Origin of the sequence: Flavobacterium sp. JAS, from assembly GCF_020991455.1 — a bacterium.
Taxonomy (GTDB): domain Bacteria; phylum Bacteroidota; class Bacteroidia; order Flavobacteriales; family Flavobacteriaceae; genus Flavobacterium.
In genome coordinates this window covers 38,512-53,111 of record NZ_JAJMOX010000020.1, presented here as the reverse complement: position 1 = coordinate 53,111, position 14,600 = coordinate 38,512, and the positions used below count along the sequence as shown (strand labels likewise).

Annotated in this window: 10 protein-coding genes and 1 pseudogene; 10 read left to right on the top strand and 1 reads right to left on the bottom strand. The window is 32.6% G+C overall.

Annotated features, from left to right (window positions below; genetic code table 11):
* From LPB88_RS22820 to LPB88_RS22790, 7 genes and pseudogenes are all read left to right on the top strand, one after another.
* Positions 1-132, top strand: a pseudogene (locus LPB88_RS22820) (HlyD family secretion protein); the annotation flags it as partial.
* A gap of 209 nt (positions 133-341) precedes the next feature.
* The gene (locus LPB88_RS22815) at positions 342-641 is read left to right on the top strand and encodes a nucleotidyltransferase family protein (RefSeq protein ID WP_230717969.1); all 300 of its coding nucleotides are present in this window, start codon (positions 342-344) and stop codon (positions 639-641) included.
* Positions 634-984: a DUF86 domain-containing protein gene (locus LPB88_RS22810; protein WP_230717968.1), complete on the top strand. Its 351-nt coding sequence runs from the start codon at positions 634-636 to the stop codon at positions 982-984. The genes LPB88_RS22815 and LPB88_RS22810 overlap by 8 nt, the downstream gene beginning before the upstream one ends.
* Before the next feature lie 714 nt (positions 985-1,698).
* Positions 1,699-1,908: a hypothetical protein gene (locus LPB88_RS22805; RefSeq protein ID WP_230717967.1), complete on the top strand. Its 210-nt coding sequence runs from the start codon at positions 1,699-1,701 to the stop codon at positions 1,906-1,908.
* Positions 1,886-2,161, top strand: coding sequence for a hypothetical protein (locus LPB88_RS22800; RefSeq protein ID WP_230717966.1), 276 nt, complete (start codon positions 1,886-1,888; stop codon positions 2,159-2,161). Before LPB88_RS22805 ends, LPB88_RS22800 begins: the two co-directional genes overlap by 23 nt.
* Positions 2,162-2,344: 183 nt before the next feature.
* Positions 2,345-2,794 carry a hypothetical protein gene (locus LPB88_RS22795; protein ID WP_230717965.1) on the top strand — a complete coding sequence of 150 codons (450 nt, stop codon included), beginning with the start codon at positions 2,345-2,347 and terminating at the stop codon, positions 2,792-2,794.
* Between the two features lie 424 nt (positions 2,795-3,218).
* A complete protein-coding gene (locus tag LPB88_RS22790; RefSeq protein ID WP_230717964.1) occupies positions 3,219-3,653 on the top strand; it encodes a GNAT family N-acetyltransferase in 435 nt (144 codons plus the stop codon).
* Positions 3,654-4,452: 799 nt separating this feature from the next.
* On the opposite strand, the gene LPB88_RS22785 is transcribed toward LPB88_RS22790, so the two are convergent.
* A complete protein-coding gene (locus tag LPB88_RS22785) occupies positions 4,453-7,752 on the bottom strand; it encodes an RHS repeat domain-containing protein (protein WP_230717963.1) in 3,300 nt (1,099 codons plus the stop codon).
* Positions 7,753-8,916: 1,164 nt separating this feature from the next.
* On the opposite strand from LPB88_RS22785, the gene LPB88_RS22780 reads away from it, so the two are divergent.
* The 3 genes from LPB88_RS22780 to LPB88_RS22770 all read left to right on the top strand — a co-directional run bounded on the left by LPB88_RS22780 (position 8,917) and on the right by LPB88_RS22770 (position 14,579).
* Entirely contained in the window at positions 8,917-10,584 is a 1,668-nt protein-coding gene (locus LPB88_RS22780; protein ID WP_230717962.1) for a T9SS type A sorting domain-containing protein, read from the top strand.
* A gap of 94 nt (positions 10,585-10,678) precedes the next feature.
* The gene (locus LPB88_RS22775) at positions 10,679-14,104 is read left to right on the top strand and encodes a DUF6443 domain-containing protein (protein WP_230717961.1); all 3,426 of its coding nucleotides are present in this window, start codon (positions 10,679-10,681) and stop codon (positions 14,102-14,104) included.
* A 7-nt stretch (positions 14,105-14,111) separates the two neighbouring features.
* Positions 14,112-14,579 carry a hypothetical protein gene (locus LPB88_RS22770; protein ID WP_230717960.1) on the top strand — a complete coding sequence of 156 codons (468 nt, stop codon included), beginning with the start codon at positions 14,112-14,114 and terminating at the stop codon, positions 14,577-14,579.
* Positions 14,580-14,600: the final 21 nt, after the last annotated feature.

Below are 14,600 nucleotides of genomic sequence, written 5' to 3'. Positions count from 1 at the left end.
CTCGAAACTTCCTATAAAAAACAAATTGTATTTCAGCAGGAAATGAAAGGAAGCGCCGAAATTGTAACCGAAGATTTACGATTGATAGAGAGAATTTTGTATCAGTTTAAGAATATTTTTGAACAAGTCTAGTGTTTTTATTTTCAATACTCTGGGATTTCAACAAATATATTATTAAAAAAGTAGCCCTAACGAGACAATTCTCGAACCATTGTCAAGATGATTTGAAGAAATTGAATCTAATACATTAACTAGTGAAATTAAAAAATTAGCTTAACCTTTAATGCACTTTTAGTTTGCATATCCAGAGTATAAAAGATTTTTTTACCTAAATTTATGGTATGGGAATAATTGACAAGAATATAGATAACTTAAAAAAGCTTTGCATAATATACAATGTGGAGAAAATGTATCTATTTGGTTCGGCAGTAAATTCTAATTTTAATGACAAAAGTGATATTGATTTACTAGTTAAATTCAAACCAATTGAATTATCACTCTATTTTGACAATTATATAAATTTTAAAGAGAAACTCAAATCTTTGTTTGGTCGTGAAGTAGATTTACTGGAAGAACAAACTTTGAAAAATCCAATCTTGATTAAATCAATCGATAACTCAAAAGAACTAATTTATGGATGAAAGAATTTTCAAATGGTTATTTGATATAAAAATGTCCATTGATGAAATAAATGAATTCTTCCACAACGAAGAAAAAGATTTTTTTAAATATAAAAATAACATAATGCTCAAAAGAGCTGTTGAAAGAAATCTTGAAATTATTGGTGAAGCAATTAACCCAATAGTTACTCGTGAGAACGCTTACAATGATAAAATCACAAACGCAAAATCCATAATTGGCCTCAGAAATCACGTAATTCATGCTTATGATAATATTTCTGATGAAAACATTTGGTACATTTTGACTAATCATTTGCCAAAATTGAAAATCGAAATTGAAAATTTAATTCAAGAAGCTGAATAAGTACTGCTAACAACTACAATAGATTTTGACAATTGGCGTAATGGGAAGTTGGTTTTATATTTGAAATGATTTGCTTCGCCTTTCGCTATCGCTTGGGTGACAATTTGAAAATAGGACTATTTTTTTTACACCCGCTTTAGTATCAGAAACTTAGTCTGCACAATCGCACTACAAAAAAACTTAACGGGACTCGAACTAATTTTCCTTGAAAAACACTGATAGTTTGTGTTCTTTTTAAAATTAAACAAAATTTATCGAACCAAAAAAAGTCTGAAAAATCTAGATTTCTCAGGTTTTAGTTTTTTATAGTAGCCTAACAGGACAATTTTCGAATCATTTTGTGGATGACTTAAAAAAAAATAAATATTATTTTATATTGATTTCCATGTTTAAATTTGATCTTAGTCATTTATAATATTGAATCAATAGAATAAAAGTCTGCTTATTTAGTTCTTATTTTATTCTCAGAAAGTAGAACTAATTAGAGTTTAAACAAGAATTAGCTTGACATAAAGTTTTATACTATTGAAATTGCACTCATATATGTACTAAAGGATTCAACAAATATAAGTTCGTTTGAATATTGTTAAGTAAATATCCTATTTTTGAAAACAAATAAACACTGACATTTGTCAGACATAGCAACCCACTTTAGGGTAGATAAGTCGGATTTTATCAGACATATATACAAGTTAGCAGACATTAACAACAACTATGGGATTTCAATCAATTGTACACGGAAGAATCATCATCAATAATAATCTTATAGATGCCAGAAAAGTGATTCAGTCATTAGGAAATGACGAATGGATGTTTAGAACTGAAATGTTTGGACAAGGCATTTCGAAGGCTACTTATTATGAGGATCCAGTAATATCATTTGGTGCGACTTACAAACAAATTGAATATCATTATAAAGTTTGAAGATATATTAAGACAACTAGATTTTGAAACCGCAAAAATTCAATTAGAAACTGAAATTATGGGGACTTACAATTTCTTTTGGAAGTCAAAAAAATCAGCGAAAGATAGCTTTGAAGATAACGATAAGCTGATTGAAGTTGATGAATGGTTTTTTGGATTTGGAAATAGAAGTAGATGGGGGACTTTAGAAACCGATTTACTTGAAGAAGATATTTTCAGTTTAGAAGATTTTAAATATCCTGTAAATAAGTAAATAACGTCTGCTAACAGCTACTACAACGGATTTGGGCAATTGTCTTAATGTAAAGTTAGTTTTGTATTTGGAAGATTTGGCAAATCCGAAGATAAGGCTTAATTTAATTCCAAACCCGTTGTAGTGCCAGAACGTTATGCGATATTTTACCACAAAACACAATTTATTTAAACTTAAAATTAAATGATAGAAATTATTAGTGGGAATTTTTACAAAAAAATAAGCGATAAACTCTCAACTGAGATAGATATATCTAAGCTTCCTTTATACGGAGAAAAAGAGATTTTTAAACCAAACTCGGATCGATATGGCAAAATTAAAATAAAGCTAGAAATTGAAAACGATTTAGAAACGTTAAATTCAATAGAAAGTTTTAATGTTGCACTTAACCCAATAAATACAAACTATCATACCTATAAATGGGATGTTGATGAAAAGAAATTGCCAAAAGGATTCGAACAATATGTCAAACCAGAAATAATAAAATTTATTGAAATTTTTACAATTTTCAACAAAAACAATAATGATATATTTAGATTTTCAGTTATTGATGGAAGTTATAGAGATACCGAAAGACCAGCACATATGTTAGCCGTAAAATATGCTTTAATAGAAATATTCAACCAAATATAAAAACACCGTATAACAGCTACTCCTATGTAAAGCATCATAAAGTTATTCACAACTTTTGAGAGGGTTATTATAGTATTATTGAATGCGCATCTTAAATTTAATTTTGAAATAATCCGATAATTTTTTTTAAAGAATAATAAGAAGCCCCTCTATTTGAAATAAAACTATTGAATTTTTAAAAAAACACACACTAATTACAAAAATGTAATTTATCTTTTTCCTTTTTTGTTTGCATATCTACATTCATGTAAATGTCAAAAACATCTATCATAATAAGAGTCCTCTTGATGATTTATAATGAAAAACTTTTATTTTTGAAAATAAATAATGTATAATACTTATCGTACATGTCTACTTCAATTTGGGTTGCTTTGTGTAGTTTTGTCACATATTTAAATAAGTTGGCAGTAATTGTAAAACCAATATGAATCTATTTTTAAGACAAGCGGAACTAAAGGATGTTGAATTTATAACGGAACTATCTAATCAATTAGGTTATAAAACAACAATTGAAAAAATTCAGAATCGGATTTCTGAAATTTTAAACAATATCGATAATTGCGTTTATGTAATTATCGATAATGAAAATATTGTAGGTTGGATTCATGGCTTTTATTCCCTTAGAGTTGAGTCCGATTCTTTTGTGGAGATTGGAGGTCTAGTAGTAGATGAAAACTACCGAAGAAAAGGGGTTGGAAAAATATTAGTTACGAAAGTAATCGAATGGGCTCGTTCAAAAAAGAGCAATAAAATTAGAGTAAGATGTAATACACTTCGCAAAGAAACTCATGTGTTTTATGATAGAATTGGTTTTATTGAAACAAAAGAACAAAAAATATTTGACATGGAATTAGCTTGACAAAACAACTACCGCTAACAGCTAAAATGTAATAAGCATAATGAAATGCTGGTTTTGCGGTTGAAATGATCAAATCCTTAACAGGACTCGAACCAAGTTCCCTTGCAAATGCAGGAGTTTAAATTTTTAAGAAATTCAAACAAGACATTTCGAACCACAAAAAAAGCCGAGAAATCTATATTTCTCGGCTTTTAATTTTTTCCTAGTAGCGGGAAACATTCAAATATCTAACCAATTTATTAAAGACTATTATCTTCTAATTGCATCTTAAATTATTAATAATTATTTGTTTTTTATCATAGAATTAGCAGCTTTTCATGAGAAGACATCGGAGGGGGGGGAGTATAAGCTCCATAAGTATAATTTTCAACTCTTGTTTCCTGCACACCTTGCAAATATATCTTTAATTACCAGCCTTTGTCTTTCCATATTTTATCATGTTTTGAATGTTACAACCACATCTGCAACACTTAGTCTGGTTTGACCCCATTTTTTTCGATTTAAGACAATTTAAAATAAAAAAACAACCCGAAGGTTGTTTTAATTTTTACGTGATTTTACCATTATTGTACCGTCATAATAAATAGAAATCTCAACATTTATTGCATGAGTCTTCGTAATCCGTCAAAATAGACTACATTTTACGTAGTCTGTACAGCTGTTGTATTCACTATCTTTACCGTTGCAGAAATTTTACAAGTAGTGCACTTTATGTAATTCTCGATTTGCATTTGGCTAATTGCCTTAAGTGGAATAAAACCAAGATAATGGTTAATTATTTTTCATGTTCCTTTTGGCTTTATGGTTTATAGTTGTATTGGTTCTCCGAAAGGATTTTGCCTGCATTGTCTTTTACAAATTCAAGCCTTCCAAAAGAATCATAGGTATAGGTTGTTTTATCTCCTTTAGGATCAGTAATAGTACTAATGCCGATAAGGGGTTGATAGGTGATGGTTGTAACCATAATGTTATTAGTAAATCTAGGATCATTCCGCATGGTATTTAATGCTGTAATTAAATTGGCTTCATTTCCTGAGTCCGAAGCTGTTTGCACTATATCAATAGAAGGAATATTATCGTAGGTGGTATTCTCAAATTTAGCGATCGGCAACGTTTTGTTATATCCCCATAGATAAGCAATATGAGTGCCGTCAGTTTTATAAAGCTCAATAGGATTACCTTTATCATCATAAAGTAGAAAGGTGACGCGATCTTCTAGAGCGCCATTTCCTTTTGAGGTTTGGATTTTGGCAGGCAAATAGCGTGTGCCAAAATCACTATAAATTGTTTTTTTTGTTGATAACAATGTAGTGTTATTATAAGTAGATGTTGTGGCTATTTCAGAGAGTTGGTGTCTACTAACATGTCCTAAAGCAGTTGAATATTGATTTTCTGTTTTTAGAACATCCCCGGTACTAGAAGTAGTTTTTATAATAACAGGTAATCCAACCAGGCCTGTCTGATACGAATAATCAGTGGTAGTACTTACTTGTTTATAGGAAGCAGCATTGGCCAAATTGGTTACAGGCACAGCGTCTATATAATCAATATTTACTTGACTTTGCAATTGTTTTTTATTGACAAAAGTTTTATACAAACCAAAATATAAATGATAAATTCGTTGAAGAGCTTCTGTAGGTGTTTGAGAAGTAAGACCAACTACATTGTCGAATATTTTTTTTATATTTAAATTCATTATAAAATCCGGGCTTTCTTCAAGAAAAGAAGAAGAAGATTTTTTATTCATTTTTAATACGCCGTTGTCTTTCACAAAAGTCAATTCTTCTACTACTTCCCCATTGTACATATCCTTGTTTTCTGTACTGCTGCCAGAAAACTTAATTACATTATTTTGCTGATCGGGTGGATAGAAGTTGAAGGCATTGGTAGGGTTTTGGGCAGATATTGATCGATACGTTTTTTGTAAACCGCCATTTTCAAAATTATCTCCTCCAAAACTGGTAGTTACATATTGATACGTTTTTTGATTGTCAGGTAAAATATCCCTAACGGATTCAGAAAACAAAGTATACTCTCTAGTAAGAATAGGGTATGGCCATGCTCCAACACCTCCAGGGCTTCTCACTTCATACTTTGTGTATTCTAAAGATTCTATATTAGGACCGTAAAAATCATTTATAAATGGAATATCATCTGTTTTGTTAATATCATTTACTTTATTATAATAATATCTTTTGATCATACCTGGGCCTGTAATAGGGTCGTTTTTAATTCTCTTCACACGAACCCCTACACCCTCCACAACTTTAATATCAGATATGTATTTATAGTCAACATCCACATCTACAGGTGCAGAAGTTGACCCGTACGGAACCACTAATTCAACTTTAATATTATAAGTACCGTACTTTAAAAAATTAAAGGTAAATTCTTTGTCATAACTATAGACCTGGTATGCTAAATCGAAAGACTGGGTCTGCTCAGGAGCCATATCCTCAGCTTCTTTTACTGTAATACGTACCTTATATTGATTATTTAAAGAACCCTGAGCTGTTGCGTGTATTTTAAAAACCACATTCTGATCTAAATTTATTGTTTCATTGGCTCCGGATCCTGCGTAATGCGAAGCTATTAATTGTGTATCGGGAACAGGGTAAGCACTGGGATATAAAGTAGAAAGATCATTGTAAACACTTATAGATTTAACAGTATAATTATATTCTTTGGCCGGAATCCCCTCATAATCAAAAGTAGTAGTACCACTTGTTGGATATTTAATTTTAGCTAAGGAACCAGTGACAGCCTTTAAAAAGTTGGGGCTTCTATCCGCTAAATTTATACCGCCCACATTCTGAAAGGTTTCATGATTTGTTATTGGCAAACCAGAACTATTTGATTTACCATTAAAATAACCTAAATTGTCTTTTGAAAAAGACAAACGATCTGGCATATCATTAGGGTTGTTGTATTCAAAAGAATGCTGTTGGTCTTTTATATTATTACCATTTAAAGAAGTTAAGGTCTGCAGAAAAAAACGGGTTGAGTTTGCTGCTCCATTTTTAAAAAGGTATTGCAGAGAGTAATTTTTAAAATCAGCATAAACGTTATTACCTTTATTTTGGGTAATTTTAATATTATTTAAAATACGATGATAGTCCTCATTTCCATATTCTGTAGATAAAAAATGAATTTCTTCATTAGATCGATTACAGGTAATTTTTGATAAATATTTTCCGTTGTATGTTTTAGTTCTTGAAGTAGATAATCCAGAGTAAAATTCTAAAAAAGTAGGATATCCAGGAAGGTCGTCTTTATATATTTTTTTATAGGATTCATTGGTACCAATCTTGACATTATAATCACTAGTCTCTTGCAGGTATGTCAAATTTATTTCGTCCAACAAGGGATTGACTATTTTTACTAAATAATAAGCTGTAATTGGATTTTGCAAAGTATTAAAGCTTGTACCGCTTAAATCTAATCGGGTTCTTTCTGTACCTGCAGTACCTCCAAAATAATATTTGACTCCATTGGGATCTGTAATTAAAATTTGCTGACTGTCAACATCTTGAATAGGACTTGTGATAAATTCTATTTTTAACTCCTGATTATAGTTAGCCAGCTTAGGCAGTAAATTTTGATCTAAATAAAAACTTCCTGAATAACCAGCAAAATTAAAACTAAAAATATCAACCTCTGTGTCATAACCATCATTAGGCATAGTAGTTAAATTTTCTATTCCGGCTGTGGTAGTTGATAAATTAACTAGCTGTGCTTGAGTATAAAACCTACGAGTAGAAGACTCATCAGTTCTATCTCTCACTGTCCTTGAAATAACACCGCCCGCTCTTAGGTTCCAATTAATACCTGTCCAACTGCAGAGTTGATCTACTTTTACACCAGCTCCCGCATAACTCATGCTAATAGGCAATGTAAGTCGTCCTGCTTTGTAATTGTACAAATCAATAGAAGCAGCTATTTCTCCGCTCGACTCATTCAGTTCAATATTTCCGTACTTTGTAAGCTCAAATGGTGTTGGAGATGGAGGGATTACATTGGGTAATTGAACTTCATTAGCGGATTGTGAAAAAACATTTAAACTCAATAATCCACATAACGTTAAAATATATAATCTCATCTATTTTAGTATTTATATTTATTTCCTTTTTTTACTATTAACCAAATCTGTATGCACAATTGTAATGTATACAAACTGCGTCACGTGTTTGAAAGTTACATAACAATACATCCCGATCATTGCTTTGAAGATTTATTATGTTTTTTTTACTTTTCATATTTCATTTTTATTAATTGTTTGATATCTAGTTACTTGATAAATACAGGAACTCCAATTAGATAAATGCAAACCTATCATTTCTTCATTCCTATTTTATCAGATACAGTGCTTCCGGCAAGAACAAGTCCATATTGTATTGCGGAGTTACAGAAAGATCGTAAGCAGGAATACTCGATATAATTTTCGTAAAGCCTCTCTTTCAGGCTAAATAAACATTGAGCAGAAGAGAGTAAATAATAGGTCAAATTCTTGATAAGTAATATTTGATTAGTGTCTGGTATAATTTATTTACGTGCAAATCTAAGTCAGACATTTGTTTAAAGTTTACGGCTTTCCACATTTTTACTTTAACTTTTTAAAAATACCAAAAACATGTGTTTTGGGGCTAGAAATAATTTTAATAGCTGGCTTAACCAGGGAGAGCTTTAAATCTTGGCATAATCCATAATCCCCTTATTCTTCACTATTTCTTCTACGTCACAGTAATTACTACTTCTGAATCCTAATTTAAAATACACTACCTGAAGAATTATGTAACTTGATAATAACCTTAAGTATCATATCCCCTGCTCCGAAAAGTGTTTCCTAATTCACACTGCAAATGTCTCTGCCTTTGCTCATTTTTTTACGTATTAGAAATTGCAAACCTGATAAAAGTCTCCCGACTTTTCACGTTTTTAACTTAAAACACAAAAGCTTCAGAGAAATCTGAAGCTTTTGTCTTAATATCCTAACGGGACAATTCTTGAACCATTTAATAAATGATATGAAAATTTTGAGTGTATAAATAGTATCTGAATTTCACTTTTAACAACTAAAAAACCCATCAATATCATTTAGATTTTGATGGTTATATTTCTATAGATTTCTATCAATTTTTAGCATATTTATTGGTAAAAATTCGAATGTTAATACCTAAATGTGGTTTTACGTAAATTTTTAACAAATGTCTGGCTTAGATTTGCGTACAAATTATATTTTACCAAATCATAACCAAAATTTCGCATGAAAAAACTTTACTTACTATTTCCCTTTTTCTTACCACTATTTACTTATCCCCAAGACATCCTTTGGGAAAAATCATATGGCGGAATACATGCAGATTATCTTTATGATGCCCTACCTACAGCCGATTATGGATTTATTCTGGCTGGAAGTTCCGTATCTGATAAAACCGGAAATAAAGAAGATGATAATCATGGAGATTTGGATTATTGGATTTGGAAAATGAATGAAAAAGGAGAACTCGACTGGCAAAAAAGCATTGGTGGAAATGGGTTTGATTTACTCCAAAGTATTAAAGGAACTAAAGATGGCGGATTTATTTTGGCGGGTACTTCAAGTTCTGGAAATGGTTTTCAAAAAGGCGAAGCCTGTAAAGGAATTACTGATTTTTGGGTCATAAAATTAGATGCCGCTGGAGAGGAGCAGTGGCAACGAACTATTGGAGGGAATGGTCAGGATGAATTATTATGTGCTTTTCAAACCAAAGACGGAGGTTATATATTAGGAGGTTCTTCAAATTCCAACCCTCCACCGATTTCAAACACAAAACCAGAAGGGAAATCAACTACCACTACTAAGGCTGATTTATTCAATAAATCAGAAAAAAGTAGAGGAAACATGGATTATTGGGTTGTAAAGCTCAGTAAGGAAGGAAGTATTGAATGGCAAAAAACATATGGAGGAGAATATGCCGACTTGTTAAGAAGCATGGAACAGACTATTGATAATGGATATATTTTGGCAGGATATTCAAACTCTCCAATTTCAGGCGATAAAACAGATAATGATACAGGTGCCGGAGACTATTGGATTATTAAAATAAATAATCTTGGTGAAATTCAATGGCAGAATACTTATGGCGCAGATGGAGACGATCAGCCTTATGTAATTCATCAAACTTTTGATGGAGGCTATATTGTAGGAGGAAATTCTAGTAGTACCAATGCACTTACTCCGCAAGGTGGTATAGTTGCAAATGGAACTGATTTCTGGATTTTAAAATTAGATAACGAAGGAAGCGTGGACTGGAGTAAAACCTATGATTTTGGTAACGTAGATATTTTAACTTCATTGGTAGAAAATACAGACCATACGTATTTAATAGGCGGTTATGCGAAATCAGAAACCACACAATCTTTAGTTGGTAATCTGGCTAAAAAAGCTGGCGTTGCCAAAGAGAAGGATGGTATTAATGATTACATAGCACTTAAAATAGACGAAAAAGGAGAACAGCTTTGGAATAAAACAGTTGGCAGCAGTGGAGAGGATATTCTAAGAAAGTTAATCGAAACCCGAGATGGTGGTTACTTAATGGCTGGTACTTCAAACTCAGGCTCTTCAAAAGATAAAAACTCCAATATAGGCAGTAATGATTTTTGGGTGGTTAAATTAAAAGACAAAACAAAAGTTGAGAAAGTTAAATCTAGTATTGAAGCTGTTCCTAACCCGGTATCGACATATACCAATGTCATTATTGGCTATGATTTTACTGAAGGAACCGCCACTTTGGTTGATATGACTGGTCGTGTCTTGCAAGAATTTGCGATTTCTAACAGAACGGTGCCTGTAGATTTAAGCCGTTATTCAGATGGAATTTACATTGTTAATATCAAAACAAATGTAAAAAAGGAATCAGTAAAAGTGATAAAGAGAAATACAAGTAAATAAGCAAAAATAGCAATAGAAAATGTATAAAAAAACTATAAAAAATTTCGCTCATATCTTTTGTTTGTCAATACTATTTGTTCTAGTACCAGTTTTCATGACAGCTCAGACCCAAACCGAAAATTACATTAAAACAGTTACTTACAAAGTACCAAGTGCGACAAAAATAACAGCGCCAACAATTTCTCAGGCAGCTCAAAATACCACTTATTTTGACGGTCTTGGAAGACCAAAACAACAAGTAAGTTATCAGCAGTCTGCCTCAGGTAAAGACCTTGTAACACCAATTGAGTACGATGGTTTCGGCAGACAGACCAAAGAGTATCTCCCATATGCTTCGAGTCAGACTAGCGGTGCTTACATTGACCCGACAACATTGCTTACAAACGTAATAGCACAATATCAAACTAAGTATGGGGCTGTAAATACAAATCCGTTTAGTGAGAAAAATATAGAATCCTCCCCGCTCAATAGAGTATTGCAGCAGGGAGCACCAGGCAACGACTGGACATTAGCAAGTGGTCATACGATAAAATTAGGCTATAATACAAATGTTGCCAGCGAAGTAAAATTGTATTATGTGACTACGACCTGGACAGTGGCATCGGGGCAATATGAAATTGCACTTGGTAATGGCGCAGGAACTACTTTCTATACTGCAGGGCAACTGTATAAAAACATAACTTATGATGAAAATACAGCTGCTAGTCCTACAGAGACGGCTGGTTCAACTGTAGAATTCAAGAACAAAGAAGGACAAGTCGTTTTAAAAAGAACCTACGATGCAGGAGTAAAACATGATACCTATTATGTATATGATAATTACGGAAACCTCACCTATGTAATTCCGCCAAAAGCTGATGCAGCAATTGATGTAAATGTTCTGAACAGTTTATGTTACCAATACAAATACGATAACCGTAATCGACTAGTTGAGAAAAAATTGCCCGGTAAACAATGGGAGTTTATAGTCTACGATAAATTAGACCGCCCAGTGGCGACTGGCCCCGCATTCTCACCATTTAAAGATGATGCCGCAATAGGCTGGCTGATTACAAAATACGATGCTTTGGGCCGTCCCATTTACACAGGCTGGAATAATCAGGCTGCGAGTTCTGCATCACGAAAAACGCTGCAGGATGCTCAAAATTTGGCCACGGTTTTATATGAAACTAAAATCGCAAAGACTATTGATGGTATTGCTACTAATTATAATAATAGTATTGCACCAACCAGTTTTAAACTCTTAACGGTTAATTATTATGATGATTATGTTTTTCCGGGTGCTCAGCCTACTCCGACAACGATAGAAGGACAAACAGTTTTAACAAACGTTAAAACTTTAGCCACAGGCAGCTGGACCAGAGCAGTTTCTACAGCAGCTTCAATAGCAGGAGAAACAAGTACAACCTTCTATGGTGATAATGCAAGGCCAGTTCGAACCTATACCCAAAATCATTTGGGGGGCTATACTTTTACAGACAGTAAACTTGACTTTACGGGTAAGGCTTTATACACTATTTCTAAACATAAACGAACCTCAGGGAGCACAGAGATGACGATAAGGGAAGATTTTACCTATTCGCCTCAGGATCGTTTATTGACCCATACCCATCAAATTAACGGGGGAGCTATACAACTAATGGCTGCTAACACTTATGATGAATTAGGACAATTGATAAGCAAAAATGTAGGTAATACTACAGGAGCTCCCCTGCAGAAAGTAGATTTTAATTATAATATAAGAGGCTGGTTAACTGAAATTAATAAAACAGCCAATCTGCAGCAGGGTTCTGAAATAAAAGATTTATTTGCTTTCAAGATCAATTATAATACGATTCAGGCAGGAATTACGGGAGTTACTGCGCTTTATAACGGTAATATTTCTGAAACATTCTGGAGAACCGGAGCAGACAATATTGAGAGGGCTTATGGATACAAATACGACAACCTAAACCGATTAAAAAATGCTATTTACGAAAAGAGTGGGTTAACTACAAATGCCTATGACGAAAACCTGACCTATGACAAAAACGGTAATATCATGTCTTTGGTCAGAAAAGGAGATACTGATCCTCAGGTAGGAATCATAGAAATAGATAATCTCGCTTATACTTATCCCGCCAATTCAAACCAATTAGGAAAAGTAACAGACAATACCAATAATACGAGCGGTTTTAACGACTTCAATAAAACAGGCGACGATTATACTTATGATGCCAATGGTAATATGATTACCGATAAAAACAAAAACATTACCGCCATTACCTATAACCAGTTGAATTTACCAAAGAAAATTACATTTGGAACAACAGGAAGCATTGAGTATATTTACAACGCAGCAGGGCAGAAATTAGAGAAAATTGTAACTGAAGGAACCGTTACAACTAATACTAATTATCTAGATGGATTTCAGTATAAGAATACCGTATTGGAGTTTTTCCCGACAGCAGAAGGTTATGTTAAAAATACAGCCGGCGCGCTTTCATACGTGTTTCAGTACAAAGATCATTTGGGTAACATACGTTTGAGTTATGCCAAAAACCCAACGACACAAGTTCTTGAAATTATTGAAGAGAATAATTATTATCCTTTTGGTTTAAAACACAAAGGGTATAATGATAATGTACCGACAGGTAATAAGTATAAGTACAATGGTAAAGAGCTTCAGGATGAGCTGTCACTGAACCTTTACGACTATGGGGCAAGGAATTATGACCCTGCCATTGGCAGGTGGATGAATATTGACCCGCTGGCGGAGAATTATTTTGAAAAAACACCTTATATGTATGCGGGAAATAATCCTTTGATGTTTGTTGATTATGATGGTATGGATTTTGGGATTTATATTAATCATGATACAAAAACTATATCAATAAAGTCGCACTATATTGTTAATAGTAATGATAGCAATTTGATGAATGATATAGCAAGCTACTGGAATGAACAAAGTGGTAATTTTGCTTACGCTATTGGAGAAGGAGTTGATGCAGAATCTTATTCGATTAATTTTGATGTAACCGTTGAGGTAGATGATAGTGCTGTTGCAACTGAAGGTTCAGACTTTTTAACAGCTGGTTACCAAAGAGCACAAGAAGGAAGAGATAAAAATCCCAATAATAATGAAATTAATTCACTTGTAACAAGTAGTGATCATATCTCTCTAAAAAGAGATGATAAAAAGCAAGGTTTGACAGGTGGTAATGATGCAGTTGTTAGGAGTGATGCCGAAAGAAAGACTGATACTGGAAAGCATGAAGTAGGACATAATTTTGGAATGTCACATGCTTCTGGTTTAATGAGTAGAACAGGAGGTAGCAGTGCTACCACAAGAAGTGTTGGAGAGACTTTGAGTAGAGTTGGTTTAGGGGCATCTCAGTATGGTGATAATACAGGAAATGGTGCAATAGGGTCTATAAATGGTATTTCAGGTACAGCTCCTGCGAATTTTACAGCTGGAAGTGTAGTGACTCAAAAAAGTTTTGATAGAAAGAAAAATGAAGCAATTAAAAGAGCTAAATAACAATTACATGAAAAGTACATATTTAATATTGACATTTTTTTTCACAATAAGTGTTAATGCACAGATTGAAATAATACCATACGAGCAAATAGCGGTAAATTATTTTGCTGAAGAATTATCTGAATCATATAATCAATTGAAGTACTTGGTTTTTGATGGTAATTTAGAAATGACTTCACCTCTGCCTTATAGTTTTTGTATGGTTTTAAAAAAGGTTGATAATTATGAAGAAACGGAAAATGTAAAAGTAAATATTCCTTATCCTATTTTAAAAAAAATAGGATTCTTAAAAAAATTATTTATTTCAAATAGAAAAATAGGTAATGTATATGTTTTTAAACATTATCCAAAAGAGGATGATATAGTGGTAGTGATAAATGTGACAAATAAAAATATAGATGATTATTATAGTATTTTAATAGATAAGAAAACTAAAAAAGCTATTAATTCTTGCAAGAAAACGTATTATCAGTAGATAGGGGAATGTATCAATAGT